At 44.8% G+C, this 25,952-nt stretch carries 26 protein-coding genes and 1 tRNA gene; 6 read left to right on the top strand and 21 right to left on the bottom strand.

What is annotated here, in order from left to right; all coding sequences use genetic code 11:
* Positions 1-132: 132 nt before the first annotated feature.
* From VNE01S_RS14440 to VNE01S_RS14370, 15 genes are all read right to left on the bottom strand, one after another.
* Positions 133-1,266 (bottom strand): flagellin, encoded by a 1,134-nt coding sequence (locus tag VNE01S_RS14440; protein ID WP_053396960.1) that lies wholly within the window; start codon positions 1,264-1,266, stop codon positions 133-135.
* A gap of 519 nt (positions 1,267-1,785) precedes the next feature.
* Positions 1,786-2,925 carry a flagellin gene (locus VNE01S_RS14435; protein WP_053396963.1) on the bottom strand — a complete coding sequence of 380 codons (1,140 nt, stop codon included), beginning with the start codon at positions 2,923-2,925 and terminating at the stop codon, positions 1,786-1,788.
* A gap of 386 nt (positions 2,926-3,311) precedes the next feature.
* The gene (gene flgL, locus VNE01S_RS14430) at positions 3,312-4,505 is read right to left on the bottom strand and encodes a flagellar hook-associated protein FlgL (protein WP_053396959.1); all 1,194 of its coding nucleotides are present in this window, start codon (positions 4,503-4,505) and stop codon (positions 3,312-3,314) included.
* Positions 4,506-4,514: 9 nt separating this feature from the next.
* Positions 4,515-6,389 (bottom strand): flagellar hook-associated protein FlgK, encoded by a 1,875-nt coding sequence (flgK, locus tag VNE01S_RS14425; protein ID WP_053396958.1) that lies wholly within the window; start codon positions 6,387-6,389, stop codon positions 4,515-4,517.
* Between the two features lie 170 nt (positions 6,390-6,559).
* Complete coding sequence (gene flgJ / locus VNE01S_RS14420; RefSeq protein WP_053396957.1) at positions 6,560-7,504, bottom strand: flagellar assembly peptidoglycan hydrolase FlgJ; 945 nt, start codon at positions 7,502-7,504, stop codon at positions 6,560-6,562.
* A gap of 11 nt (positions 7,505-7,515) precedes the next feature.
* Positions 7,516-8,607: a flagellar basal body P-ring protein FlgI gene (locus VNE01S_RS14415; RefSeq protein ID WP_053396956.1), complete on the bottom strand. Its 1,092-nt coding sequence runs from the start codon at positions 8,605-8,607 to the stop codon at positions 7,516-7,518.
* A gap of 68 nt (positions 8,608-8,675) precedes the next feature.
* A complete protein-coding gene (gene flgH, locus VNE01S_RS14410; protein ID WP_053396955.1) occupies positions 8,676-9,455 on the bottom strand; it encodes a flagellar basal body L-ring protein FlgH in 780 nt (259 codons plus the stop codon).
* A gap of 24 nt (positions 9,456-9,479) precedes the next feature.
* Complete coding sequence (gene flgG / locus VNE01S_RS14405; protein ID WP_053396954.1) at positions 9,480-10,268, bottom strand: flagellar basal-body rod protein FlgG; 789 nt, start codon at positions 10,266-10,268, stop codon at positions 9,480-9,482.
* A gap of 20 nt (positions 10,269-10,288) precedes the next feature.
* Complete coding sequence (gene flgF / locus VNE01S_RS14400) at positions 10,289-11,038, bottom strand: flagellar basal-body rod protein FlgF (protein ID WP_053396953.1); 750 nt, start codon at positions 11,036-11,038, stop codon at positions 10,289-10,291.
* Positions 11,039-11,243: 205 nt separating this feature from the next.
* Positions 11,244-12,662, bottom strand: a complete 1,419-nt coding sequence (locus VNE01S_RS14395; protein WP_053396952.1) for a flagellar hook protein FlgE — start codon at positions 12,660-12,662, stop codon at positions 11,244-11,246.
* Between the two features lie 43 nt (positions 12,663-12,705).
* Positions 12,706-13,416: a flagellar hook assembly protein FlgD gene (gene flgD, locus VNE01S_RS14390; protein WP_053396951.1), complete on the bottom strand. Its 711-nt coding sequence runs from the start codon at positions 13,414-13,416 to the stop codon at positions 12,706-12,708.
* Between the two features lie 17 nt (positions 13,417-13,433).
* A complete protein-coding gene (gene flgC / locus VNE01S_RS14385; protein WP_053396950.1) occupies positions 13,434-13,850 on the bottom strand; it encodes a flagellar basal body rod protein FlgC in 417 nt (138 codons plus the stop codon).
* A 4-nt stretch (positions 13,851-13,854) separates the two neighbouring features.
* Positions 13,855-14,250: a flagellar basal body rod protein FlgB gene (gene flgB / locus VNE01S_RS14380; RefSeq protein WP_053396949.1), complete on the bottom strand. Its 396-nt coding sequence runs from the start codon at positions 14,248-14,250 to the stop codon at positions 13,855-13,857.
* 242 nt (positions 14,251-14,492) lie between these two features.
* On the bottom strand, positions 14,493-15,320 hold the full coding sequence (locus tag VNE01S_RS14375) for a protein-glutamate O-methyltransferase (protein ID WP_053396948.1): 828 nt from the start codon (positions 15,318-15,320) through the stop codon (positions 14,493-14,495).
* A 10-nt stretch (positions 15,321-15,330) separates the two neighbouring features.
* The gene (locus tag VNE01S_RS14370) at positions 15,331-16,257 is read right to left on the bottom strand and encodes a chemotaxis protein CheV (RefSeq protein ID WP_053396947.1); all 927 of its coding nucleotides are present in this window, start codon (positions 16,255-16,257) and stop codon (positions 15,331-15,333) included.
* A gap of 78 nt (positions 16,258-16,335) precedes the next feature.
* Here VNE01S_RS14370 and flgA point away from each other — a divergent pair, with 78 nt between their 5' ends.
* From flgA to VNE01S_RS14355, 3 genes are all read left to right on the top strand, one after another.
* On the top strand, positions 16,336-17,079 hold the full coding sequence (gene flgA, locus VNE01S_RS14365) for a flagellar basal body P-ring formation chaperone FlgA (protein WP_373278571.1): 744 nt from the start codon (positions 16,336-16,338) through the stop codon (positions 17,077-17,079).
* Positions 17,080-17,162: 83 nt separating this feature from the next.
* Positions 17,163-17,477 (top strand): flagellar biosynthesis anti-sigma factor FlgM, encoded by a 315-nt coding sequence (gene flgM / locus VNE01S_RS14360; RefSeq protein ID WP_053396945.1) that lies wholly within the window; start codon positions 17,163-17,165, stop codon positions 17,475-17,477.
* A gap of 18 nt (positions 17,478-17,495) precedes the next feature.
* Positions 17,496-17,921, top strand: a complete 426-nt coding sequence (locus VNE01S_RS14355; protein ID WP_053396944.1) for a flagella synthesis protein FlgN — start codon at positions 17,496-17,498, stop codon at positions 17,919-17,921.
* Between the two features lie 73 nt (positions 17,922-17,994).
* Here VNE01S_RS14355 and flgP read toward each other — a convergent pair whose 3' ends face one another.
* A complete protein-coding gene (gene flgP / locus VNE01S_RS14350; protein WP_053396943.1) occupies positions 17,995-18,426 on the bottom strand; it encodes a flagellar assembly lipoprotein FlgP in 432 nt (143 codons plus the stop codon).
* Positions 18,427-18,434: 8 nt separating this feature from the next.
* Positions 18,435-19,070: a FlgO family outer membrane protein gene (locus tag VNE01S_RS14345; protein WP_053396942.1), complete on the bottom strand. Its 636-nt coding sequence runs from the start codon at positions 19,068-19,070 to the stop codon at positions 18,435-18,437.
* Positions 19,071-19,230: 160 nt separating this feature from the next.
* Here VNE01S_RS14345 and VNE01S_RS14340 point away from each other — a divergent pair, with 160 nt between their 5' ends.
* Both VNE01S_RS14340 and VNE01S_RS14335 read left to right on the top strand, forming a co-directional pair.
* On the top strand, positions 19,231-20,364 hold the full coding sequence (locus VNE01S_RS14340; protein WP_053396941.1) for a flagellar assembly protein FlgT: 1,134 nt from the start codon (positions 19,231-19,233) through the stop codon (positions 20,362-20,364).
* Between the two features lie 45 nt (positions 20,365-20,409).
* Positions 20,410-20,486 (top strand) — tRNA-Arg (locus VNE01S_RS14335).
* A 52-nt stretch (positions 20,487-20,538) separates the two neighbouring features.
* Here VNE01S_RS14335 and VNE01S_RS14330 read toward each other — a convergent pair.
* Positions 20,539-20,958: a PaaI family thioesterase gene (locus VNE01S_RS14330; protein ID WP_053396940.1), complete on the bottom strand. Its 420-nt coding sequence runs from the start codon at positions 20,956-20,958 to the stop codon at positions 20,539-20,541.
* Between the two features lie 215 nt (positions 20,959-21,173).
* Between VNE01S_RS14330 and VNE01S_RS14325 the strand changes: the two genes are divergently transcribed.
* Positions 21,174-21,680: a Fe3+-citrate ABC transporter substrate-binding protein gene (locus tag VNE01S_RS14325; protein ID WP_053396939.1), complete on the top strand. Its 507-nt coding sequence runs from the start codon at positions 21,174-21,176 to the stop codon at positions 21,678-21,680.
* Positions 21,681-21,741: 61 nt separating this feature from the next.
* Here VNE01S_RS14325 and VNE01S_RS14320 read toward each other — a convergent pair whose 3' ends face one another.
* The 3 genes from VNE01S_RS14320 to gltX form a co-directional block, all read right to left on the bottom strand.
* Complete coding sequence (locus VNE01S_RS14320; protein ID WP_053396938.1) at positions 21,742-22,713, bottom strand: OmpA family protein; 972 nt, start codon at positions 22,711-22,713, stop codon at positions 21,742-21,744.
* A gap of 230 nt (positions 22,714-22,943) precedes the next feature.
* The gene (locus tag VNE01S_RS14315; protein WP_053396937.1) at positions 22,944-23,921 is read right to left on the bottom strand and encodes an OmpA family protein; all 978 of its coding nucleotides are present in this window, start codon (positions 23,919-23,921) and stop codon (positions 22,944-22,946) included.
* Between the two features lie 393 nt (positions 23,922-24,314).
* On the bottom strand, positions 24,315-25,742 hold the full coding sequence (gltX, locus tag VNE01S_RS14310) for a glutamate--tRNA ligase (RefSeq protein ID WP_053396936.1): 1,428 nt from the start codon (positions 25,740-25,742) through the stop codon (positions 24,315-24,317).
* Positions 25,743-25,952: the final 210 nt, after the last annotated feature.

Here is a 25,952-nt window from a genome sequence, read left to right as displayed (position 1 = left end):
TACCATCGATTAGAAACCCAGCATTAAGCTGGGTTTTCTTTTTTCTGGTAAGAAACCATTCTACACTCATCCCTCTAACTAATACCCAGTCGTAACTAGGTTCTTTAGATGAGCGATCTCTAACTGATAAGATTAGCCTAAAAGTGCCAATGCTGAGTTAGGAGCCTGCTTAGCTTGCGCGAGAACCGAGCTTGATGCCTGACTTAAAATCTGAGATTTAGTCAATGCTGTCGTCTCTTTCGCAAAGTCTGTGTCTTTAATACGACTCTTAGACGCGTTCACATTTTCATTAATGTTGTCTAAGTTGTTTACCGCATGGTTGAAGCGATTTTGAAAAGCACCTAGCTCCGCACGGTGACTATCGACAAACTTCAGCGCTGCATCGACTATCGCAACGGATTCTTGCGCTCCACCCACACTTGTAACGTCAATCTTATCAACGGTCACAGCTGACGGCCCAGAAAAACCCAATTCGGTGTTCAGGTCTCCGCCAAAAGTAACGGCACCGTCGACTTTATTGTTGTCTGTAAAGATCTGCATCTCTCCATCTTCATTGACTGATGCTTTGACCATATCTGTTTGACCATTAATGTATGTGGCCAACTCTTCGATATCATCACCAGCTTTGGCATTGATCGTGATGGTTTGCGCATCTCCGTCTTTGTCCGTTAGCGAGATGGTCAGATCGTTTGCCGTGCCATCAACCTGCCAATCCGCACCTTTCGCATTCGCTGCTTGATAGCTATTCCCCCCCATCATCGTATTATCACTACGCATGTTCTTAAGTGTTAGCATCACTGCTTCACCATTATCTGCGCCGATTTGGAAAGACTTAGTTGCAAACGTGCCATTAAGAAGCTTGTTACCACCAAATGATGTTGTTTCTGCAATGCGGTTGAGTTCATCATTTAACGCAGTGATCTCTTCCTGAATTGCCACGCGCTCAGATTTTGAGTTAGAACCATTGGCAGATTGGAGTGAAAGATCTCGCATACGTTGTAAAATATTGGTGGTTTCATTCATCGCCCCTTCTGCGGTTTGGGCCATGGATATACCATCATTCGCGTTACGCACAGCTACGTCTAAGCCTCGGCTCTGAACGTTCAGTCTGTTCGAGATTTGCAAGCCTGCGGCATCGTCTTTTGCACTGTTAATTTTAAAGCCTGAAGACAGCTTTTCCATTGAGGTTTGCTGAGCACTGGTAGCATTATTCAAATGCCTCTGCGCTGTCATTGCTGCAACATTAGTATTTACGTTAACGGCCATATTGGTCTCTCCTATTGATTTCCATTTGCCGGAACTTCCGAAAGCTTTCCGACGTCTCGGAAAACCAATGAGTTCTCTCAAAGTACCTTTTTAGCGACTAAAAATTGTGCAGCTTTAATGCATATGAACGAATAACTCACAATCACATGCATATTTCATGAGAAATTAGACACGCTAAGTAGTTTTGAATTCTGGGACTAAAGTTTTCAGCAAGTTGGACGGCATAGGATGCTTATGCCAATTGGGATAAGTAGGAGAGCAGATAATCGTCTATAAAAACGTATTTAGGTTGGTGTTACTGCAGATAAAAGAAAGCCCCTTTCCTTTGAGAGAACTGGGGCTAGAGGGTTAGCCAGGCATTGCGGAGATCGAGAGAAATGATCAAAGCTTGGCTACTACATAGGTAAATAATTCACAGAGGCAGGTATGAGAGAGAGCCTCTAGGAGCAAATACCTATGTTTGCCGTCAAATCTTCACTAACCCCACGTCTGGGTTTACGTTAGTGAAGAGGTTGACCACTACTGCAATAGTGACATTGCAGAGTTTGGCAACTGTTTTGCTTGAGCGAGTATTGAAGTTCCCGCCTGTTGCAGAATTTGTGATTTCGTCATCGCTGTTGTTTCTTTCGCAAAGTCGGTATCGCGAATACGGCTGTTCGATGCTTCGACGTTTTCTTGGATGTTGGCCAAGTTGTTGATGCTGTGGCTTAAACGGTTCTGCTTTGCACCCAGATCCGCACGCTGAGAGTCAACATATTTCAATGCTGCATCAATAATACCCACTGCATTTTGCGCACCACCAACATCGCGTACATCGATGCTCTGAACCGTTGTCTGCGCACCTGGTCCACCAGCTAGACCAAGCTCACCCGCTAAACCACCAGAAATAGCCATGTTACCTTCTAGGTTTGGTTCTGCGGCAAAGATTTGCAGCTTACCGTCTTGGTCCACAGATGCGTTAAGCAAATCTGTCTGACCATTAATGTAAGTTGCTAGTTCTTCAATATCGTCACCCTGCTTAGCTAGGATATCGATAGTAACAGCTTCGCCGTCTTTGGTTGTAAAGTCTAACTTAAGGTCTGTTGCGTTCGCCGGCACTCCCCAGTCTTTACCTTTACCTTGGTCGGCAATAAACGTTTGTCCGCCCATACGATCATCATCGGCACGAATACTTGTTAGGCCCATGATTACAGCTTCACCTGAACTTGCACCGATCTGGAAAGATGCCTCGCCAAATGTACCATTAAGAAGCTTACGACCACCAAAAGAAGTCGTTTCAGCAATACGGTTTAGTTCATCTTGCAGTGCCGTTACTTCTTCGTTAATCGCTACACGCTCAGAGTCTGAGTTAGTACCGTTAGCAGATTGCAGCGACAGATCGCGCATACGCTGTAGAATCGACGTCGATTCATTCATTGCGCCTTCTGCTGTCTGTGCAATCGAAATACCATCGTTCGCGTTGCGCATCGCTACGTCTAGGCCACGAGACTGGGCCGTTAAACGGTTTGAGATTTGCAGGCCGGCAGCATCATCTTTTGCGCTATTGATTTTTTGACCGGAAGACAGGCGTTCCATCGATGTGGTCAAATCACCAGTGGCTTTATCAAGGTAACGCTGAGCGGTCATTGCCGATACGTTAGTATTTACTGTTATGGTCATAGTTTGCTCTCCTAGTGAGTTCGCAAGTGCTTGCGAAGCGGCCAGCTTAATCTCATTTGGAAGCACTGACCGTAAAATGCCTTGCTAAGCAAAAAAATTTGCTTAAAACCTATTTTTCAAACTCTGCATTAGACAATTCAATTTATGTGCCAAGTTTAAAAAACAACTCATTAAACTTAATTGTATTTGTATTTCATCGACTTAGCAGGCAAGCATAATGTGTTCATGCACCGTTTGCTTTTTGTTCAATTATTGCGGCAACACGTTTGCCGCTATCTTTGCCACCTGATTGCCTTAGCTTTATCACTAAGTAACTTGTCAGGCTTGGCCTACTGTCTTAAGGCATTGCTCTTAAGACTTTCTGTTCTCTATATACTTGTTTGTCGCTATATATAGTTAAACAGCGTTAAGTCTTTTGTTTTACCAAACGCTTGTTGAGAAGCCTGCAGCGCGCGCGAGTTTTCATTAAATTCAATAATCGCCTCTGCATAATCCAAATCTTCAAAATTACTTTGGGATTTCGCCAACGTGATCTGAAAGTCGTCGTGCTGCTCTTCTTGAATGTCTAACGTGCTAAGCCTCGCACCTACATCCGTCCTGGCTTTGTTTAAATGTATAAAAGCAGCGTGAAGCTCTTCAGTGAATTGATGCAGTTTTGCCGTATTAGACGCGTCCGAGACGGAACCCGAAGCTAGCTCCATCACCTCTTTAAACGTATCAAATACGCTGTACGTTTGGCGTGGTTCAAGCGTTATTGCATCACCTTTCGTGAGCTGCCCTTTTACCTGAATCGTGACGCCTTCAAACTGAATCCCTTTTGACGGTTCAAAGAAATCGGCTTTGACAACCGAACCATCACGTTCGAGTTGATAGCCATACTTTCCTTCCGGCATATCCACAAAGGTCACTTTATACGTAGACTGATCATCTGGATTCTGGTTAATGGCGCGCTCAAGCAACAGCTCTGATGCCTCTTTTAATTCATACTGAGGCTCAAAGTCGCCATACGGGTTATCAATTTCCATAAACAACTTGCTGCCGGGATCATTAATCGGCATTTCTAAGCTATTGGAAATTTTCATTTTTCTTTGGTAATCATCGCCCGCGTAGGTCACTTCACCGTTTCTATCACGGAAAAACGGCTGATTCTTCGGTTTCGTTCCAGCGAAGATATAGTTACCACTTTCATCCTGAATGTTAGCGAGATTGAGGAAGTTATTCGCCAGTTCCTGAATTTCTCTGCGTTTTGCTAAGCGATCGTCAGGCGACAGAGAGCCGTTGATCATCTCCATAACAGTGCGCTTTGCTTCGTCCGTTGTACTTTCCGCATTAGAGATAATCGCTTCATGGTTTTCTAGGCGATTACGCGTTAAGACAATGGCATCGTTATATTGACGGAGTTGCTCTTTCTGTTGACTAATGTTCTGGATATAGTGCGTCGCCAAAGGATCATCACTGGCTTTCATCAACTTTTTACCAGACGCTAACTGCGCTTGGTTGTGGTGCACTTTCGTTTCTTGACGACGCAGATCGTTTTGAACTGACTGATAGTTATGGAAGCTCGAAATTCGATTTAACATTTACGCCCCCTACCTCAATGCCAAGATGCTGTTAAAGGTGTCGTTAGCGGCTTGCATAATGCGTGATGAAGCCATATACGCTTGCTGAAACTTCATCATGTTGGCCGCTTCTTCATCTAAGTTCACGCCCGATATCGACGCGATGCGCTCTTGTGCCGCCTCTTTTTCTAACCGTGAAACGTCGGTCATGCGCGATGCTGTCGACATTTGTAAACCGATATCGGTATTCAAGTTGTGGTAAATATCTAGAACTGTTGATTCGCCATCGTTGAGCTTTTTCTCGGTCTGGAGATTTTGCATTTTGAGCAGGTTACCGTTGTCTCCTTCTGAAGGGACAAGGTTTGCCGTAAATTTATCATTGGGTAATGCCCCATCCGATAATTCAAAAGTCGTGCCTTGCACCGTTACCGCACCAGCAGGTGGATAGCTTTGTGGTGAAAGAAGCACCTTGCCTTCAGGATCAGTGACGGCAAATTGCTTCCCATCCGGTGAAATGATGACCTCGAACTCGCGCAGTGCACCGCTGCTTTCGATGGCAAACTGAGCGCTGCCTTGTGCAAAAGTGGTAGAAGCTTCGTAGCTCTGCGCCGCGATCTGACTTGGGTCATTGGTTTCCATTTTCATCTGCGCTGCGCCGTTGCGCGTTGGTCTAAGCAGCACTTTCTCACCAACAGCTAAATCAGAATTAATTTGTATTCTGAGGCCATCCACAGTGATGGCATTATCGACGACCGAAACCATAGATTGATCTCCGTTCGGGCGCGTAAGATAGTACTCACTACCATTCGATTGAAGTGAATATTCGCCACCAACAAGTTGTGAAGTATCTTCAATATAGACGGCTAAATCAGCAGTCGAGTCAGACGATGTCACGACACGAGATTTCGCGATAATGTCGGAGTTCACATCAGTAAACATCAGCCCGCCGACATTGCCTTTCAAATCTAGACCTTGTGATTGCAGTTGGTTGATATCATGAGAGAATGCGACGGCAAGCTTACCTAGCTCATCCATGATCTGCGGAATTTTCTCATCACGCATGGAGAGCATTGAACCCAATTTTCCATCGATATCTTTGGTAGTAATCGCTTTAATGCCTTTTCCCTCCACCATCGCCAGACGGCGCTCATGGACATCGGGGTAGCCATTAATCATGGTCAATTGGCTTGCTTCAGTACCAGACACCAAGGTGTGCCCGTTACCAATATGAACGTTAAAACCTTCCGCGTTTTTGCGTGGTGTCACCGTGACTTTGGTGTACTCAGACAGCTCATTAATGAGTTGCTCATGCTGATCCATTAAATCGTTGTGAGGGCCAGGCGTTCGCATCATCAATCGGTGCAAGTCACGAATTTCGACCGCCAATTGGTTCATTCGCTCTACACCAAGATCCAGTTTCTTGTTTGTTACATCGGATTGACGACGAATAGTTTCGTGGAAATCGTTCAGGTTTTGAGTAATTAAGCTCGCTTTTTCGAGTACAACTTTACGCGCACCCACATCGTTCGGGGTATCTGCCAGAGATTTTACGGCATCAAACCATTCGTTTAGGTTTTCGGGGATCTTCTTAGATGCCACCGATGAAAGCATACTAGAAAGCATCTCTAGGTTGACTTCGTCGTCTAGCTTACGGGCGTGACTGGTGGTCGAGACATTGAGTTCATTAACGGCAAACTGATCCCACGATCGGCGAACTTTTTCCACATGCACGCCCATACCGTAGGTTTCACCACCAAGCTGGCGAGGCATGTTTGTGCCTTGTATCACCGATTGACGGCTATAACCCTCGGTATTTGCGTTCGAGATGTTATGACCTGTGGTGTTTAATTGTCTCTGAGCCGTCAGTACGCTTTGCGAACCAAGATTCAGAAGATCAGACGCCATATTGCCCCCAATAAACCTTTTAAAATCAGTCGAAACTGAGTATCTACTTAGTTACAAAGCAATATATATGCCAAATTAAAAACAGTAACTGGAAGTGCTACTGTGCGATTGGTATTGAAGTGAAAGGTGGAGTAACAGGATAAAAAAACTCACCCGAAGGTGAGCTCTTATTACATCTGATCGATTTTAGCCTTGACTCGAAGTACTTTACTCGCGTACTGAGGATCGGTCGCGTAGCCCGCTTTATGGATACCTTCTATAAAGCGTTCTGAGCTGCCACCGTGGCGAAGTGCCATAGTGTAGCGAGGGTTGTCATTCAAAAAGCGAACATAGTCATTGAAGCTTTCTTCAAAATTGTTGTAAGAACGGAATGCCGCCTTTTCTTTAACCGGAACCCCTTGGTGATATTCGAGGGTTTGGGTTGCAACTTTATCGCCAGCCCAGCTTCTGTCTGCTTTGATGTTAAATAAGTTATTGCTGCTACCGCGGCTATTGCTGACCAACTTTTGCCCCCACCCCGTTTCCAGAGCGGCCTGAGCAAGTAATAAAGACGAGTCAACACCGAGGGCACTTGCCGCCTTTTTCGCGTACGGACGCATAGATGACACAAATGACTCAGGCGAATCGAAAGTATGTCTAGTTGGTGTCGCTTCTGCACGCTGAGTCGGTACCGTTTCAGGCACGTTTTGAGCTGCTGGCACTGGCGTGTGCTCTTGTGCGTGTCGAATGCGATCCACTTTTTTCATCAGTGCTTCAAAGTCAGTATTGCGACTTGAAGCATTTGGGTTATCGACGGAACCCGATGTTAACTGCGCGACAATCATATCCGCCAAACCAAGAGAGCCTGATGAGCTAAGCTCGCTGGACATCTGCTCATCCATCATCTGACGGTAGAACTGCTGGTTTTGACTGTCCATCAAACCGGACTCAAACGTAGAGTTAGCATCGCGCATCGATTTGAACAGCATCGAGGTAAAGATTGCTTCAAACTGCTTTGCCGCTGCAGTTAAGGCCTCTTTTTCACTTTGCTCATCACCATTCACAGCCTGCTTACGAAGCTGATCTAAGCCCGCAATGTCATGAATAAAGCCAATATCATTACCGTTATTAATCATATTCGACTCCGTTAAATGATGATCAACTGACCTTCAATTGCACCCGCTTGTTTCAGCGCTTGCAAAATCGCCATCAAATCAGAAGGGGCAGCACCAACCTCGTTAACCGCTCGAACCAAATCATCAAGCGTCAAACCTGGTTGAAACTTAAACATTTTTCCTTGAGCTTCAGACACTTGAATATCGCTATCAGGTACGACGACTGTCTCACCGCCACCGAATGCATTAGGTTGACTGACATTTAAATTCTCTTTTATCGCTACCGTCATCCCACCGTGCGTCACTGCAGCTGGCTTCAAACGAACGTGCTTACCGACCACAATCGTACCCGTACGAGAGTTAACGATAATTTTTGCCGCGCCATCTGCGGGATTAAATTCGAGGTTTTCTACTGCGGAAAGGAATGCCACTCTTTGGGAAATGTCCCTAGGTGCTCTGACCTTGACTGAGGTCGCATCAACGGCAGATGCCATTTGTGGACCTAAGAAGTTATTAACCGCGTCAGCCATTCGTTGCGCAGTGGTAAAATCGGACTCTAGTAAGTTAAACGTAATGTAGTCACCACGGCTAAATGGCGTTGGAATTTCACGCTCAACAATCGCACCGTTTGAGATCATGCCCGCTGTCGGGTTATTACCGACAATTTTCGAACCATCGGCACCGTTTGCACTAAAACCACTGACCACTAAATTGCCTTGTGCGACGGCATAGACTTGCCCATCTAAGCCTTTTAGCATGGTTTGCATTAGCGTGCCGCCACGTAAACTTTTTGCCGCCCCAATGGAAGAGACTGTCACATCAATCGTTTGGCCTTGTTTTGAGAAAGCTGGAAGCTCTGCAGTAACAATGACAGCAGCTACGTTCTTGGTTTTTGGCTTGGTGCCCGGTGGCAACTGAATACCAAACTTTTGCAACATGGCGTTAAAGCTTTGATCGGTAAAGGGAGTTGATTCGCCAGTGCCCGGTAAACCGGTGACCAAACCATAGCCTACCAATTGGTTACTGCGTACACCTGCCACTTGCGCTACGTCTTTGATACGCGCGGCTTGAGCTTGCATCGCAAGTAGCAGAAGACTAGTAAATATAAGAATCAGCTTCTTCATCGGAATACCTTTAACTCTAACTCTGTGCCTGCTTTCTTGATATGCCAAAAAAGCGACTTAAGATGGGATTAGAGAGATACATTAAAGAATCGTGCCAAGAATCCTGGCTCTTGCATATCTTGCTGAGTCCCAGTGCCTGAATATTGGATTCTGGCATTCGAGATACGATTAGAAGCGATGGTATTGTCGTAAGCAATATCATCCGGGCGAATAGTGCCACTCAAGCGAATGTATTCATCGCCCGTGTTAAGCGTTAGCCATTTTTCGCCGCGAATCACTAAATTGCCGTTAGCTAAGACTTCAATGACCTCAACGGTGATAGACCCCGAGATGCTGTTACTTTGGTTTGCCGCTGCACTGCCGCTGAATGAATTATCGTTGCTTAGGTTGTAAGAGAAGTTATAGTCACCAACATTTAACTGCTGGCCGCCGACCTCTAGTGGGTCCATGGTTGCGTCGTTGTTTTTGGATAGATCCGCGTCTGAGCTTTTCGCCGCTTTGGTGCTTTCATTCAGCGTCACTGTGATAATGTCGCCCACCCCTCTCGGTTTAGAGTCATCATATAAGCTGGTGGAACGCGCTGAGTTGAATAAAGAACCGGTTTCAGCCGCATAGTGCTCTGGTTGCTGCTTAGGGTGAATTGGTGCCCAGGCAGGGTCTCCCGCAACCGGATCCGTTCTGCCGCGTAGCGTATCAACGATGCCGCTGTTATCGTCTGCCGACTTATCCCCTTCAACAGCGTCCACTGTGGTTGTCCCTTCAACAACATCTGGCGTTTCTATTGGCGGAGGAAGCATCGAGCAACCCGACATTACAGCCACGACCAGAAGAGTCAGTATACGGTTCATCTTTCTACCCTCTACAAGCGACAATTACAGTTGCTGGTTAACAAAGCTCATCATCTTATCAACCGCAGAGATGACTTTAGAATTCATTTCATACACACGTTGAGCTTCAATCATATTGACCAACTCTTCCGTCACGTTCACGTTAGAAGTCTCCAACATTGACTGACGAATATCACCAAAACCATCCAGACCAGGAACCCCTTCCTGAGGATCGCCGCTGGCACCTGTTGGCAAGTAAAGGTTTTGCCCTATCGGCTCTAAACCACCAGGGTTAACGAAATCAACCGTCGTGATTTGACCAACCACTTGGTTATCTTGCTGACCACGAACGCGAACCGAGACTTCACCATCCGTACCGATGGTAATACTGATTGCGTCTTCAGGAATGGCAATTTCAGGCTCTAGCGCATACCCTGCTCCGGACGTAACAATGACCCCTTCATCGTTAACGGTAAACTGGCCATTGCGCGAGTAACCGATATTGCCGTCTGGCATCAAAACTTGGAAGAAGCCATCGCCTTCGATCATCATATCGAGGCTGTTGTTTGTCGTTTGGGTGTTACCTTGCGTGTGCACTTTTTGCGTCGCCACCACTTTAGAACCGGCACCCAGCATCAATCCACTAGGCAGTTCCGTATTCTGTGAAGACTGGCCACCAGGTTGGTTAATATTTTGGTAGAACAAGTCTTCAAATACCGCGCGACTTTTTTTGTAACCAACTGTCGAGGCGTTGGCCAAGTTATTCGAAATCGTTGAAATGTTTGTTTGCTGAGCGTCTAAGCCCGTTTTGCTTACCCACAATGCTGGATGCATAACAATCTCCTAAAAATCTATTAGCTCATACGAAGCAGAGAATCAGACGCTTTGTCCATGTCTTCTGCGGTATTCATCATCTTGACCTGCATTTCGAACTGACGTTGGAGGTCGATCAAGCTGGTCATTTCGCCAATCGCGTTGACGTTACTGCCTTCAATTGCGCCCGTAAGCAGTTTGACGCCGGCATCTGCTTCGTATGCCGCATTAGGATCTTTGGCACGGAATAAACCGTTTACATCTTTGAAAAGTGATTGGTTGTTGGTTCGAGTGAGCTTAATTCGGTCGACGATCTGCATAGCGTCCGCTGGCGCGCCTTGAGGCACCACCGAGATTGTACCGTCGGAACCGATTTCTACTTTGCTTACTGGAATCGGCAACGTGATTGGAGCACCATTTTCGCCTAGAACCAAATTGCCATTGCCGCTCGTCAACAAGCCAGTAGCATCGATTTTTAAGTTGCCGTTACGAGTGAGGCCTTCTTGACCCATTTTATCGAGTACGGATATCCAACCATCACCTTGAATCGTCACGTCTAAATCGCGGCCTGTGGTAATCACACTGCCTTGCTGGAAATTATGCCCTGGGCGCTCAGTCATGCTGAAAACTCGGCTAGGCAAACCTTCACCGTAGGCCTGCATGGAACGAGCTTGTGCTAAATCCGCGCGAAAGCCTGTTGTGCTGACGTTTGCTAGGTTGTTTGCCCTAAGCTGCAGTGCCTGCATGTTTTGCTTGGCACCGCTCATGGCGAGAAAGAGTGCACGATCCATAAATTTGCTCCAACAATCACAATTCAGGATCATTTAAAGCAATTGATGTGCCATATATTAAAATTGATTATTTTTCAATAACTTAAACTTAAGAAGGCGAAAATAAAATGTAGATCTGAGGAGATTTTGTTCAGGCGGCAACAATGGCAAGCGAGTGATTGCCACCAGCTTGCCATCTAAATTATTGCAATGCGTTACTTAGAGATTATCGAATCTGTAAGATTGTTTGTTGGGTTTGATTGTGTACTTCAAGTGAGCGAGAGTTCGCCTGGAAGTTTCGCTGAGCCGAAATCAAATCCACCAACTCTTGAGTCATGTCGATGTTTGACTGCTCTAGAGTACCGCTATTGAGTGAGCCAAAAGAGCCTTTATTTGACTCGCCCCAGATCTTATCACCAGAGAACTGCGTCGAATCCCACTGTGTACCGCCCTTCTTATCCAGGCCTTGCTCATTGGCAACACGAACCAATGCCACACGGCCTAGAGTCACATTCTCACCATTCGAATAGGTACCTAGCACGCTACCGTTTTCATCAAAGTCTACTTTGGTCAAGAAACCCGTGGTGGCACCATCTTCATCAAATTTTGTCAGCTCAAATGGCGCTGCAAACTGAGTCGCGGAGTTTAGGTTGAAGTTTAGCGTTTGGTTAACGTCTGCACCATTCAGGTTAATACCGGCACCGCCTGCCACTGCTGGCTGCTCAGTCGCGCCCACTGCATCGGTATTTTCAGCGTTATCTACATTTTCAGCATTCTCAGCATTAGCTGGATTTGCTTGCGCTTGCGCTTCCGCTACTTCACCACCCAGAGGAACCGATTCTATTGGGTTGCCATTGTTCAAACTGGCCAGTGTGCCATCATTGTTAAACTTCATCGTATGGCCAACATGACCAGACGGAGACGTCGCATCACCACCAGCAATGTTCAGTGCTTTTTCACCTTCACTGTCTGTGACCGTGTAGTAGGTTTGCCATGTGTTAGGCTGCGTCTGATCTTTTAGGTAGTAGGTCGTTAACTTGTACGACTGGCCCATGGAATCATAGATAGTGGATGACGTAGAACGGTTGTATGAATCAGGATCATTAAAGTCGAACTTTGTTGGGTCTTTCAAGTCACCACTTGCTGGCAGGTTTACACCTACTTCAATATTGGCAGTTTGCTTCGGCTTACCGAACTCTTTCGGAATGTTAAGTGGCGTTGGCTCATAAGAGAGAACATCACCAGTGTCTTCATTCACTTTATAGCCCAGCAAAAACTCGTCGTTGGATGTCACCATGTAGTTGTCTTTGTTTAGGTGAAAAGCACCGTTACGAGTCAACTCATTGGTAGTAGGAGACAAGCGATCTTTTGCAACAGCGAAGAAACCTGTACCACTAATGCGTAAATCCATCGGGTTGTTTGTATAAACACTTGAGCCTTCGTGGAACTGTTGTGCCACTTTTTGCGCCTGTACACCACCACCTGGAGTCGTTTTCGCATTGGTAAACAGTGAATTTGAGTAAACATCTCCAAACTCGGCACGCGACTCTTTAAAGCCGTACGTGTTTGCGTTCGCAATATTATTACTCGTTGTATTCAGATCTAACTGAGCTGCGGAAAGACCGCTTAATGCAACATATGACATTCCAAAATCTCCTATCTAGCTAGCATATCTACTTTACTAAGAGCTACGCTTTACCAACTTCTAGTACTTCAGCAAGTCGAACTGGCGACTCAAAGCCAGCCAGATTGAGCAGTACGTTACCATCACCTTTACCGAGAAGAACGCTATTCACGTTTGCATAAGTCGAAACTTCAAACTCTTTGCTTTCTCCCTCTAGCAAACCTGCGGCTCTCACCTTGTATTTGCCAGCTGGCAATGGGTTACCGTTTTGATCTTTGCCGTCCCATTCAACACGGTTATCACCTGCTGGTGTGGCTCCCGCATCAAAGGTACGAACAAGCTGCCCCATTTGGTCTTCAACTCTTACCATCAAGTTATCGACAGATTGAGGAAGCTTAACCATTGCAGCCATGCCGTCACTGTCTTTTTTAACGCCTGCAGCACCCGGTACTAACACATCACGACCAACCAAAGATGACGCTTGAAGTGCTTGATTCGATGTCATCGAAGCATTCAATGTTTCAAACTGATTGTTCATTTTGCCAATACCGTCTACAGTCGCGAAGGACGCCATTTGTGCAATCATCTGGTCATTACTGACCGGCTTAAACGGATCTTGTTGAGCAAGCTGCTTGGTGAGTAGAGATAAGAAGTCCTCTTGCTTTAGGTCTTGCTTACCTGTGGTCTCATCCGGCTTATTCTTGTCTTGAAGTTGTTTAAGCTGGTCGATATAGGACAAGCTGTTTTGACCAACATTATTAATGCCACCGGCCATACGTTACCTCCTTATCCTTATTGACCCATCTGCAGCGTACGCAGCAGCATTTGTTTGCTTGCATCTGCTACTTGCACGTTTGTCTGATACGAGCGAGAAGCAGAAATCATATTGGCCATTTCTTCCATCACGTTAACGTTCGGCTTATAGATATAACCTTCGTTGTTCGCGAGTGGGTGATCTGGGTTGTACTCCGCATTAAGAGGCTTATCACTCTCCACTATACCCATCACTTTCACGGGCACGGTATGGTCATTGCCATACTTCGCCTTACTTAACTCTGCACCAAACACAGCGTGGCGCGCTTTATACGTATCTTTTGCTGAACTAGAGATACTGTCTGCATTGGCCAAGTTGCTAGAGGTCGTATTTAGACGAACAGATTCAGCGCTCATGGCAGAACCAGTTACATTGAATACATTGAATAAGCTCATCTAATTATTCCCCTTTGATCGCTTTCGTTAAGTTCTTGAATTTACTTCCTAAGAAGTCTAGTGAGGCTTGGTGCCTGATTTGGTTTTGCATAAACAAGTTACGCTCAAGATCCACATCAACCGTGTTGCCATCACCTGTGTCAGGTTGAGTTGGAAGACGATACTGTACTTCCCCTGTCGCTTGCGTAGAGGCAGAAATATGCCGACCATCCGTTCGGTTTAATCCAATGCTTGCCTCGGATGTTGCCGCTTGCAAAGCCTTTTGGAAGTCCATTCCTTTCGATTTATATCCAGGCGTATTGGCCTGCGCAATGTTGGTGGAAAGCACCTCTGCATTGCGCTCGCGCAAACCCACCGTATGCTGGTGGATACCTAGAGCCTTGTCGAAAGAAATAGCCATATTAACCTCTACACAAAGAACTGACCGTTAGTATGAAATACCAAAGCAATTAACATACCAGTTTAAGTAAAATGTACATTGATTGTTTCTCTTTCACAGAATTATCAGCAATAAATACGCCAACTTTTCGAATTGAGCGCGTCTCACTAGGAATGTCGACACCAGTATAGCAAACGACGGAAATATAAAAGGCAACAAAAAGCCCAGCAAAAACACTGGGCTTGAATGCGAAATTGATACGATTATTTAAGCTTGTAAATAATCCCGGGATTACACCGTACCATTTCAAAACGGTCGGTTAATCCCGTGAGTGACTCAGACGCCCCCAGTAGAAGGTAGCCACCAGGGTTTAAACTATTCGCCATTTGATTGAGCACTTTCGACTTCATCTCTGGAGAAAAGTAAATCAGCACATTTCGACAAAAAATAATGTCAAACTTGCCCAATAAGGCATAGCTATCCATTAGGTTTTGCGGACGAAAGTTGACCAAACGTTTTACGTTATCTTTCACTTTCATGCGACCATCGCCAGCGTCTTCAAAGAAAGTGCGACGACGCTCTGGTGAAAGACCACGACCTAACGCCAAGTTGTCATATATACCCGCACGACACATATCCAACATACTCGCAGAAATATCCGTGGCCGTGATAGACACACTTGGTAGCATGCCGGGTTTACGCTGCTGCGTTTCCAGTATCGTCATAGCCATTGAGTAGGGCTCTTGACCTGATGAACTTGCCGCAGACCAAATCTTGATCGGGCGTTTGTTTGCTGCGATCTCGGGCAATAACTTGTCAGCCAAAACGGTAAACGGGTACGTATCACGAAACCATAAGGTTTCATTGGTTGTCATTGCATCCACAGCAGCAATACGCAACTCTCGATTTCGCCCTGTTACTACATCTCTGAGTAAATCAGACAACGATCCCAATTTGAATTTAGTCACTAAAGGGCTCAAGCGACTGCGCACCAAATACTGCTTACTGTCACCCAGTACAATGCCACATTGAGACTCTAGAAAACGGCTGAAGTCACGATATTCTTGATCGCTTATAGTTATTGCTGTCATTAACTTCTCTTTATTCTGTAAGTGCAGATTTCACTGCATTACCAAGCTCATCTGGGTTAAATTTCGCAATAAAAGAGTTTGCGCCCACACGTTCGACCATCGCCTGGTTAAATACACCACTCAGTGATGAATGAAGAATAACATAGAGATCTTTCAAATCTGCATTTCGTCTTATTTCTGCGGTTAAGGTGTAACCATCCATTTCTGGCATTTCAATATCAGAGATAACCAAGGATATTTGATCGTAAATGCTGCCCGACTCTGCCATTTCTAGCAGTTTTTCATAGGCGTCTTTACCATCTTTGACAGATACGACTTCAAAGCCCAATGATGTAATGGCTCTCTCAACCTGTTTTCTTGCCACTGTTGAATCATCAGCAATTAAGATACGACGAACGATTTTCTTCTCAGTTTCTGCCTGAGTGATCTCTTCCCCGATCGTAGAATCCATCGTTTCATCCACTGGCGCGATTTCTGCCAGAATTTTCTCTACATCAAGAATCTCTACCAGTTCATTATCGATGTTGGTCACTGCAGTCAGGTAGTTTGCTTTACCAGCACCTTCTGGTGGTGGAAGAATCGCTTCCCAGTGCATATTGACAATTCTTTCTACCGAAGACACTAGGAATGCCTGTATAGAACGGTTAAATTCCGCAATGATAACAAACGCTTTATCAATATCTGCTGTTGGTCGACCACCAATCGCTAAACTCAAATCAATCACAGACACCGTGTGGCCACGGATGTGCGCAATCCCTTTAACCAAAGGGTGTAAGTTTGGCATTGCAGTTAGCTTAGGACACTGAAGAACCTCTTTTACTTTAAATACGTTAATACCGTAACGTTGACGCCCCATTAGACGAAACGTTAGGAGTTCTAATCGGTTTTGACCGACGAGTTGAGTACGCTGATTCACTGAGTCAAGAATACCCGTCATAAGCTCTTCTCCATTTCAAACTCTTTGCAAAAAAATGGTAGTCTACGTGATGCCATGAAAATTACGAGAAATAGAATGATGCGTTATCAATCAGTCCAAAGCTCAATTCCCACCGCTATTTGTAGAGCTTTCTATAAATTGTTTTTCAAGTCTATCGGCTGCGTCCTATTTTTCTTTAGTTTTTCCGTATCAGCCGCCACAGGTTCTCAAATTTCAAATATCCAGCACGCTGCAGAAACTTATGTCACTTCAACTTTAGAAAGCCCACCAGGAGGTTCACTAAGTGCTACTGCTGCTAACATTGATCAAAGAATATTCGCCACCGATTGCCCTTCAGGCTTAACAAGCTCTTCAAGCTCCACAAACCCAAATGCCAGTAATATCACTGTTCTCATTGAGTGCCCTGAAGACAATTGGCGGGTTTACGTTCCCGTCCGAGTGAGTAAAAACGGGCCACAAGTTACTTTGACTACCAACCTATCAAGAGGGCAAGTTATTTCTGCCCACGATGTCACTGTTAGTATGGTAGACTTGCAACGCTTTAGACGGCAAGGCTTTTCCTCTGTAGATGCTGTAATTGGCGCAAAAACGAAAAAGAACCTCCGAGTGGGTGAGGCAATAGAAGCCAATGACATTTGCGTGGTATGCCGCAATGAGTCCGTGACTATCAGAGCCGTAAAGTCAGGAATGACGATAACCACCAAAGGCGTCGCATTAACGGATGGTATACATGGTGAACAGATAAGAGTGAAAAATAGTAAATCCAACCGTATAATTGAAGGACGTGTCACTGGTCTATCTGAAGTTACGATTATCTTCTAAGTCACCGTAAAAAATGGCTAAAGTTATTTTTCTTTTGGTCGATAGTGTCAGTACAGGTTTATAACTTTTTAAAAGGCTCATACATGGCAGGCATTGATAATATTCGAACTGGGCAACCTTTGACGACGTCAAACAGGAACTCAGTTCGTCACGAAAGCAATACAGCAGCAACTGAATCGGCGGCAAAACAATCCTCCGTGGCAAAGGATGCGGTGTCCCTTAGTGCACAGGGTAAAGCTGTGGGTGAGATGCACAATCAAATGGTTAGCCAGCCAAGCTTTGATAAAGCAAAGGTCGCAGCAATTAAAGAAGCAATTGCCAACGGTTCTTACTCTGTTGACCCTCAAAAGCTTGCGGATAATATGATGAAGTTCGAAAAAGAGCTTGGTGGATTTTAGTTTTAGAGATAAAGCATTATGGCAGCGTTAGACAGTTTAGTTGAGTTTCAACTTAAAAATGCGAAAGAACTTTCTCAATTATTAGAGAAAGAAACACTGGCCATAACGCGTCGAGTATCGAAGGAAATCGAGCTACTCGCCAAACAAAAAATCGCACTGATTGATCAATTAAAAGCAACCGATGAAAGAATTAGCCGCCACCCAGATGTAGAGAGCTTGAAGAGTGACCCAGAGTTGAGCCCTCTGGTGAAAGAAATTCAATCCACTATTGCTGAGTGCCTACAGGTCAATACGATGAACGGTGAAGCGCTGCAAAGGGCGCAGTCTAGTTTCAATAAGCTGAATAATTTAATGAAACAATCTCAAGGCAAGCTTGGGATGACATACACGGCAGAAGGCCAAACTAGGAATGTGACCACTTTAGGAACAAACATTAAGGCCTGAGCACAGAATAAATAAAAAAGCGGCAATGTTTGCCGCTTTTTTTTGATCGAAGAGATTAGAGATGGCCAGTTCGCTAAAACAGAGTTTGTTGCCTTTTTTCCGGAACTTGCTGAACTTCACCATAATCTCTTAGCCTATCCATTTTCTGAATATCCAAGCGAAGTTCCGTCACGTAGCTGTCTCCTACTTTGTAACTCCGGACAACTTCAGCACCGCGAATAACACCATCAACCGCCCCGGACGTGAGTTCAGTACCTAGTCGCTGATCTTGAAGGCTTGCTCTACCGCTGACTCGCATACCGTAAACTTGTTCAGCTAACTCACGGTAAGCATCAATTTTTGAAGCTCGCATGGCACGAACCTGTTTTTCTTCTTCATTACGCCCTTTCTGCTCGCTGATGCTTGCATAACCAACGGAAGTAAGCCAATCATCAGGCCTCATCGTCCCCAAAGGTTGGCAACCTACCATGATGAGTACTGTAACCAGTAATAGTAGCTTTTTCATGCTCACTCCTATGGACGCAAAATAACAGTATATGGTTGAGTGATGGTTGGATCTGAGCGAATCAACACGCCATCTTGAGTACGGATACTATTGAGCGTATCTAGATCTCGACCAATACGGTCAGCAGGTAAAAAGCCTTGCGCGGTAGCGACCACAATACGTGACTGCATTCCAACAACACGAGCATTCACCAGAACCCCGCCTTCTTGGCGAAGCATTGTTCCTGTGAGTACGTACTGCACTTCTTGCTCCAGAGCCAAGTCTTTCCAGTCTCGGCTAAACGCAAAATCACCTTGATGAGTAACCTGAATTGCCCCTGTGGTTTTAAAATCGACAACTTTAAAACCACGGCGTTGGAACTGATGAATAAATCCTTCAGAAACAGAGTTGCCTAGCCAGTTGGTTGCATCCATATTTTGCAGGTCAACAAACGATGTGACCGCAATGGGTGTGCGCGCCGATACGCTTGTGTTTGAGACCATCAGATCTTCTGTCATGCTCTCAATGAAAAAGTCTAGGGTATGGCGTGGACTCTCCATCAGCATAAACTGAGTACCAGGGTACGGTTCCTTACCATTATATATAGGTGCATAAGCACACGCAGTAAGAAAGACTACAGGCACCAATGATAACCATTTCTTCATTCTCTAATCTCCGATACATTAAGGCCTGAACGTTCACACTAATTGCTCTCTTCTAAAAGTGGAACACTCTTTGCTTTTTAAGCTTTGTCACAGTCAAAAAACAACACCTAAACTTGCTAAGCTAGATAAAGCAAAAAATGAACCAACTTGGTATACCTAAATGAAAAAATCACTTCTTATACTTTTTTCTACCTTGTACTTCAGCCTATGGACAATGACTGCTCAAGCGGGATGGTATGAAGTGACAGGAACTGCAACGGTAGTTTCGTCCGATGACGTCGCACGTATTCATGCGCTCGAAGACGCGCTGTATAAGGCTGTGCAATTTTCAGGGGCCGATATAGGCAGTATTGCCAACCTGCGCCCACTACTGGAAAGTGATAGAAAAGAATACCAGTTTGCAAATAGCGAAGTTCGTTACATCATTGTTGATGAGCAAATTACCCGCCGAGGAGTGATGTTTGTAAAAGCTCGTGTTGATATTTATCCATCGGCAACGGGTTGCCATGTCGATCAGTATAAGAAGACCTTTTTGGTCGGCAATATTGATCTTGTCTCGCCACAACAAGCCGTCATGGGCCAGATTTATAACATCGGCGATGACTTCGCGAATGTCATCAACCGACAACTCGATCAAGAATCAGTTAACTTTGTTTCAGTGGGAACCACGGATTATGAAATTAATAAGCGCTTCCCTGAACGCCTGAAAATGATTGCAGAAGATACTGGCGCCCAGTACATATTAGGTGGTGTGATCACCGACCTTACAGCAACTATCGAACAAAACCTGGTTAGCGGAGATACGATAAATAGGCAGTTTGCGCTAGAAATGACGATTTTTGATGGCAAAACGGGCAATGAAGTGTACAACCGTAACTATCGAGAAGTCGCCCGTTGGCCTTTTGCTAAAACAAGCCAGATAGATACCAAAAGCGCGCGATTCTGGGCTTCTAGCTATGGTGATATGTTACTGCGCGTAAGCCGGAACATCATGCTAGACCTCGAATCGGAAGTCTCTTGCAAAATAACCTTGCCAGAAGTCGTCGCGAAATGGGGCAATGCGATTACGATCGATTTAGGCCGTGTTCATGGGGTGAAAGAAGGTGACAAGCTACAGCTATGGCATACTGGCTCATTTATTGATCAACGAGGCCTGCCGAGAAATAAAGTGACAGAAACCAATATCACACTGACTGTTAATCGCGTCTATGAGAATGAAGCTGAACTGTCTGTTGATCAACCCGAATTGGCCACCAGCATCCAAATTGGAGATGTTATGCATAAACTTCTTTAAATCATAGGCTTAACATTGCCATTTATTTCGGTATTATAGAGGCACGCTCCCGTGGCACAGCTGGATAGCGCGATCCCCTCCTAAGGGATAGGTCACAGGTTCGAATCCTGTCGGGAGCGCCATATTTTAAGAAACGTCGGCACTGATTAGTTTGCCGACGTTTTTATTTTCCGCTCAGAAGCACACGGTATTTTTAGGGCGAATAAACTTCGCAGTTGCGCTTACCTTCACTATGCCGTTAACAGTTAATTGAGCAGACAGATCATAAACACTTCTTCGAGATGAATGGCATATCGCTTTAACATCCACCTTTTCACCTAGCTTAATGACATCATGAAAACGAACATCAAGCTTTGCCGTCAATGCCATTATTCCATGTTGCAGCAAGCAGTGAGTCATTGCTCCATCAAGTAATGAACTGGCTATGCCTCCATGCAACAGGCCTAAATACCCTTGGTGGCGCTCTTCAACCAAAAAAGCAGATACACATTCATGCTCACCGTTCGCTTGGTAGTTCACATTTAGGCTAAATGGGTTTTCACTCACAGAAGAGCATACAGCGCAGCATGCATGAGAGTCGTTACAAGTGTTCATAAGATTACCTTTCGACCAATCAATATTTGTAGCATATGCCAAAAATTGAGCTAATATGACCTAGTAAACATAGATTTCATACCAATACCTTCAGGTATATAGAGTCGTTATCTACAAAAAGAATACTAATTGCTTGGTTCTGTCTCTCTCTGACTTCACGATCTGTTCACATTCATCTAAAATTAATATTAATAAAATTATTGATAGCGAACTCCATGAAGAAGAGTAACTTGACCACTAACACTGGTCATCGATTTATTTCCAAAGCTAAGACAGCGTTTAAGATACATATCCATACACCAGACGATAAGGTCTTGCACCGCTCTGTCGGATACGTACGCATCGGTGAAAAGAAAGGGCTAAAGAAAGCCATAAAACTTCGTAACGAACTGGGTTCGGCGATGTGGGGAAAGTTTTGGCGTAGACTATTAAAAGACCCTTACTTAATGACGCGCCTGCCCCACTCTCTTGAACCTAAAATTATATTCAAACCTAGACCAACCAAAGACGATCCCACTGCAACAGATGAGTGCTATATAGCAGCTTGGCGCAATTACGATAAGGATGGAAAGTTAATCTATAAGAGCGTTGTGTGCTCAATAAAGAAACATGGGCGATTAGCAGCTTATAGTAAAACGAAAAAAGCCTTACTTGAGGCCAATAAAGAGAATTTAGAAATTTTAGAGTTTATGGGAAGGTTAAATAGCATAGACTTAAAATAAAAAATGCCCTGGCGGATAAAGCCAAGGCATTTTCAATTAATGAAAGCTATCTACTAAAAGATTACTTTTCTTCGTATTCAAATGCAGGTACAACGATTTCTACACGGCGGTTTTGAGCACGGCCTTCTGCAGTTTCGTTCGTTGCAACAGGGTTGCTCTCACCTTTACCTGTAGCGGTAATACGAGATGCATCAATGCCTTGCTCTTCTAGAGCGTTTGCCACTGATTGAGCACGTTTCTCAGAAAGTTTTTGGTTGTAAGCTTCAGCACCACGTGAGTCTGTGTAACCAACAACTTCCACGTTTGCTTGTGGGTATTGAGTCATAAATGCCACTAGTGCATCAAGTTTTTGCGTGCCTGTTGCAGTAAGTTCTGCACTGTTGTGCGCGAAACTGCTAGAACCTACAAGTTTAGCTTCAAACGTTTTAACAACTGGCGCAACGACAACTTCTTCAACAACCTCTTCAACTAGTACTTCTTGTACTGGCTCTGGTGTTGGCTCAGTGCTGCCACCGAAGTTAGAGCGGAAACCGATAGTAAACGTGTTTGCATTAAACTCACGCGAATAGATACGAATACCATTAAAGTGCTGGTATTCCGCTTGAAGATCGATAGAAGGCATTAAGCTGTATGACAGGCCTGCTGCAGTCAAGAATGCGAAATCATCTTCACTCGCATACTTCATGAATGCGCCACCCACTTTAGCAAATGCATTAACGTCTTCGCTAAGTGCGTAGCTAAAACGAGGAGCAAAACTGTATTGTGAAAGATTTTGATCTTCCATGCCTAAGAAACCAGATGTCTCACCCAGTGCGCCTAGACCAGCCTCAAGAGCAACAACATCACTTACTTGATAACCAAGGAACGAGCCTAGCGCCCAAGAATCTTCGTCACATGCTCCAGCTGTACATGCGTTGTTTAACCAACTCACACCCGCTTTTGCACCAATATAAAATTGGCCTTCTTCTGTTGCCGATGCTGACGCAGATGCCAATAGGAGAGTTGTTGAAATTACCGCTGCTAACTTTTTCATTATAGTTTTCCTTTATGTTCGCATAAATGATTACGCAATATACATTCGACACAGTAACTCATTGTTACAGCGTGAATGCTGAGAAGGGTACATTTATCTGCTTATTTACACAATTATGTTTCTGTTATTTTTATAATATTTTTCTGCCACAATCTTTATTCTCAACAATAAGACAACGCCCCAATAGAAATTGAGGCGTTGAGCAAAAAATCTACTTTTTCGGCTATTTATTATTGCTGAACTTGATATTCAAATTCTGGCACAATGATCTCCACTCGACGATTCTGTTGGCGTCCTTCTAGAGTCTCATTTGATACGATTGGGTTATTTTCACCCTCACCACGAGCGCTAATTCTAGACGCCTCAATGCCTTGTTCCACTAGTGCACTCGCAACAGACTCAGCACGTTTCTCTGAAAGTGCTTGGTTGTAGCTCGCCGCGCCAGAAGTATCGGTGTAACCGACAACTTCGACATTAGCTTGTGGGTATGTGTTTAGAAACTCAACCAACTCACCCAGTTGAACTCGACTTTCTTCATTTAGCTTTGAACTATTCACTTCAAAGCTCTCTGTTCCTAAGCGCTGAGTCGCAAAAGTCTTGGTTACAATCACAGGCTCCTCAACTACAGGAACCTCTTCAACAACTTCTTCCACCATTTCCTCAACTACGACAGGTGCGGCAACAGCTTCTTCATTGCTACCAAATTTGTATACCACGCCAAGTGTTGCGCTGTTTGCTTCCGCGCGAACTAGGTCGTTGTTCACATCAGTCAGCGTTTGGTATTCAAGGCGTACAGAAACGTTTTGGTTAGTGCCAAACTCAACACCCGCTGCGCCAAGGTACGAATAGTCATCTTTGCTGCCGTGGTCAACAAACGCGCCACCCACTTTACCGTATAGAGAAATTGCATCAGTGACTGGTAGGCTAAGCTTAGGTGCTAACGTGTATGCCTGAACTTTTTCGTCATTAAGGCCAGCCCCCGTAAAACGACCTAGATAGTCATAGCCCGCTTCTAGCGATAGAAAGTCCCACATTTCATAGCCGACAAATGCACCTACTGTTGATGAGTCATCATCACATGCTGTTGAAGACGTACAAGCATCATCCAACCAAGACTTACCCGCTTTGGCACCTACGTATACTTCAGCTAAAGAAGGAGTCGAAGCTAAAACAAGTGATGCAGAAATAACCGCTGCTAATTTTTTCATTATTACTTCCTCTTGGATTATTTAATTATTAAGTCAGCTTAGGTATGAATATTTCATCCACCATATAAACAAACCATGTAGTATCCAAATGATGCGTCTATAGGCACTTCCTGCTGTGACAACTCCCTAGTGCAACAAGCTTACTGTGACTTGTTGCAGCCGACAGGGGAACTATAAACCGTTTTAATTTTTATAAAAGAGCAGTTATGTCAAGTTATAGTTAGGTGTTTATCAGAGAATCTTCAGTGAATATCACAAATATCATTGGAGAATAAAGAGGGAATGGAGATATTGAGCGAAGCAATATGAGACAGGTAAGCCTTTAAGCTTAATAATGAGATACAAAAAAGCCGCAGCGTTACACTGCGGCTTAATATTACTCACAAAGAAGAGTTACGCGTTTGCTTCGCGCTCTGCGATAAACTCTAGCGCCATCTTGATACGAGCGATAACACGTTCTTTCCCAACGAGTTCCATCACCGCATCAACAGATGGTGACTGGCCACCACCAGTTACAGCAACACGAAGTGGCATACCGATTTTACCCATGCCGATTTCTAGTTCTTCACACACTGCTGCGATAACACCTTGTTTAATGCTGTCTGTTGTCCAGTCTTGAAGCGCTTCGGCTTTCGCTAAAGCTAGCTCTAGTGGCTGCTTGGCTACACCGCGTAAGTGCTTCTTAGCTGCACCTGCTTCAAACTCCGAGAAGTCTTCGTAGAAGTAGCGGATCTGCTCAGCAAGCTCAATAAGGGTATTACAACGCTCACCTACTAGCTTGATCACTTCTGTTAGCGCCGGGCCATTTTCTACATTCAGGTTCTGCTGATCTAGGTGCCATTGAAGGTGCTTAGCAACATACTCTGGTTCTGATGTTTTGATGTAGTGGTTGTTTAGCCACAGTAGTTTTTCAGTGTTAAACGCTGAAGCAGATTTAGAAATTGCATTTAGGCTGAACAGTTCGATCATTTCTTCTTGAGAGAAGATTTCTTGGTCACCGTGAGACCAACCCAAACGCACTAGATAGTTGTTTAGTGCGTTTGGTAAGTAACCTTCGTCGCGATATTGCATTACCGATACAGCGCCGTGACGCTTCGAAAGCTTCGCACCGTCGTCACCAAGGATCATGGCACAGTGTGCAAATGTTGGTACGGGTGCACCTAACGCTTCATAAATGTTGATCTGACGTGGTGTGTTATTGATATGGTCTTCACCACGAACAACGTGCGTAATGCCCATATCCCAGTCATCGACAACCACAACGAAGTTGTAAGTTGGTGCGCCATCGGTACGACGAATAATCAGGTCGTCCATCTGTTCGTTGCTGATTTCGATACGACCACGGATCTGATCGTCAAAAACCACGCTACCTTGTTTTGGGTTGCGGAAACGAACGACACAAGGGTCACCTTCTTTCGCAGCCGCATTTGCCGCTACGATTTTCGGGTGATTCGCATCGTAACGAGGCATTTCTTTGTTTGCTTCTTGCTCTGCACGAATTTCTTCAAGCAGCTCTTTAGGTGCATAACATTTGTATGCTTTGTCTTCAGCAAGCAGCTTTTCAATGACTTCGTTGTAACGGTCAAAGCGTTTTGATTGGAAATAAGGACCTTCATCCCACTCCATGCCTAACCATTTCATACCTTCTAGGATCGCATCTACCGCTTCCTGAGAGTTACGCTCCAAATCCGTATCTTCGATACGCAGAACGAATTCACCACCCTGACTTTTAGCGAATAACCATGAGTAAAGTGCTGTACGCGCACCGCCAACGTGAAGGTAGCCTGTAGGGCTAGGAGCAAAACGAGTTTTAACCGTCATGTAAAATACCTTGATTGTCTAAATGACAGCACCGTGTAACGATGCTAAAAATTGCGCGTTATTTTAGCACCGATATGCAAATCTACAATCCGTCATTGATAGGTTTTCCAAGTTAAAAACAAAGTCACGCGCCATAGCTACCCCGCCACTTACTCTAATATTATGTTTCAAGCTTGACCTTACCCTTGAGTCAAGGTTTATTCTCAATGA

Origin of the sequence: Vibrio nereis NBRC 15637 (assembly GCF_001591105.1) — a bacterium.
GTDB classification, from domain to species: Bacteria; Pseudomonadota; Gammaproteobacteria; order Enterobacterales; family Vibrionaceae; genus Vibrio; species Vibrio nereis.
This window is presented reverse-complemented; position numbering and strand designations above follow the sequence as displayed.

What these genes read in the sequence shown, in the direction of transcription:
- VNE01S_RS14440 (WP_053396960.1), bottom strand. Translation starts at nt 1,266, where the DNA reads ATGGCCGTTAACGTAAATACTAATGTTGCAGCAATGACAGCGCAGAGG.
- VNE01S_RS14435 (WP_053396963.1), bottom strand. Translation starts at nt 2,925, where the DNA reads ATGACCATAACAGTAAATACTAACGTATCGGCAATGACCGCTCAGCGT.
- flgL (WP_053396959.1), bottom strand. Translation starts at nt 4,505, where the DNA reads ATGTTAAATCGAATTTCGAGCTTCCATAACTATCAGTCAGTTCAAAAC.
- flgK (WP_053396958.1), bottom strand. Translation starts at nt 6,389, where the DNA reads ATGGCGTCTGATCTTCTGAATCTTGGTTCGCAAAGCGTACTGACGGCT.
- flgJ (WP_053396957.1), bottom strand. Translation starts at nt 7,504, where the DNA reads ATGATTAATAACGGTAATGATATTGGCTTTATTCATGACATTGCGGGC.
- VNE01S_RS14415 (WP_053396956.1), bottom strand. Translation starts at nt 8,607, where the DNA reads ATGAAGAAGCTGATTCTTATATTTACTAGTCTTCTGCTACTTGCGATG.
- flgH (WP_053396955.1), bottom strand. Translation starts at nt 9,455, where the DNA reads ATGAACCGTATACTGACTCTTCTGGTCGTGGCTGTAATGTCGGGTTGC.
- flgG (WP_053396954.1), bottom strand. Translation starts at nt 10,268, where the DNA reads ATGCATCCAGCATTGTGGGTAAGCAAAACGGGCTTAGACGCTCAGCAA.
- flgF (WP_053396953.1), bottom strand. Translation starts at nt 11,038, where the DNA reads ATGGATCGTGCACTCTTTCTCGCCATGAGCGGTGCCAAGCAAAACATG.
- VNE01S_RS14395 (WP_053396952.1), bottom strand. Translation starts at nt 12,662, where the DNA reads ATGTCATATGTTGCATTAAGCGGTCTTTCCGCAGCTCAGTTAGATCTG.
- flgD (WP_053396951.1), bottom strand. Translation starts at nt 13,416, where the DNA reads ATGGCCGGTGGCATTAATAATGTTGGTCAAAACAGCTTGTCCTATATC.
- flgC (WP_053396950.1), bottom strand. Translation starts at nt 13,850, where the DNA reads ATGAGCTTATTCAATGTATTCAATGTAACTGGTTCTGCCATGAGCGCT.
- flgB (WP_053396949.1), bottom strand. Translation starts at nt 14,250, where the DNA reads ATGGCTATTTCTTTCGACAAGGCTCTAGGTATCCACCAGCATACGGTG.
- VNE01S_RS14375 (WP_053396948.1), bottom strand. Translation starts at nt 15,320, where the DNA reads ATGACAGCAATAACTATAAGCGATCAAGAATATCGTGACTTCAGCCGT.
- VNE01S_RS14370 (WP_053396947.1), bottom strand. Translation starts at nt 16,257, where the DNA reads ATGACGGGTATTCTTGACTCAGTGAATCAGCGTACTCAACTCGTCGGT.
- flgA (WP_373278571.1), top strand. Translation starts at nt 16,336, where the DNA reads ATGCGTTATCAATCAGTCCAAAGCTCAATTCCCACCGCTATTTGTAGA.
- flgM (WP_053396945.1), top strand. Translation starts at nt 17,163, where the DNA reads ATGGCAGGCATTGATAATATTCGAACTGGGCAACCTTTGACGACGTCA.
- VNE01S_RS14355 (WP_053396944.1), top strand. Translation starts at nt 17,496, where the DNA reads ATGGCAGCGTTAGACAGTTTAGTTGAGTTTCAACTTAAAAATGCGAAA.
- flgP (WP_053396943.1), bottom strand. Translation starts at nt 18,426, where the DNA reads ATGAAAAAGCTACTATTACTGGTTACAGTACTCATCATGGTAGGTTGC.
- VNE01S_RS14345 (WP_053396942.1), bottom strand. Translation starts at nt 19,070, where the DNA reads ATGAAGAAATGGTTATCATTGGTGCCTGTAGTCTTTCTTACTGCGTGT.
- VNE01S_RS14340 (WP_053396941.1), top strand. Translation starts at nt 19,231, where the DNA reads ATGAAAAAATCACTTCTTATACTTTTTTCTACCTTGTACTTCAGCCTA.
- VNE01S_RS14330 (WP_053396940.1), bottom strand. Translation starts at nt 20,958, where the DNA reads ATGAACACTTGTAACGACTCTCATGCATGCTGCGCTGTATGCTCTTCT.
- VNE01S_RS14325 (WP_053396939.1), top strand. Translation starts at nt 21,174, where the DNA reads ATGAAGAAGAGTAACTTGACCACTAACACTGGTCATCGATTTATTTCC.
- VNE01S_RS14320 (WP_053396938.1), bottom strand. Translation starts at nt 22,713, where the DNA reads ATGAAAAAGTTAGCAGCGGTAATTTCAACAACTCTCCTATTGGCATCT.
- VNE01S_RS14315 (WP_053396937.1), bottom strand. Translation starts at nt 23,921, where the DNA reads ATGAAAAAATTAGCAGCGGTTATTTCTGCATCACTTGTTTTAGCTTCG.
- gltX (WP_053396936.1), bottom strand. Translation starts at nt 25,742, where the DNA reads ATGACGGTTAAAACTCGTTTTGCTCCTAGCCCTACAGGCTACCTTCAC.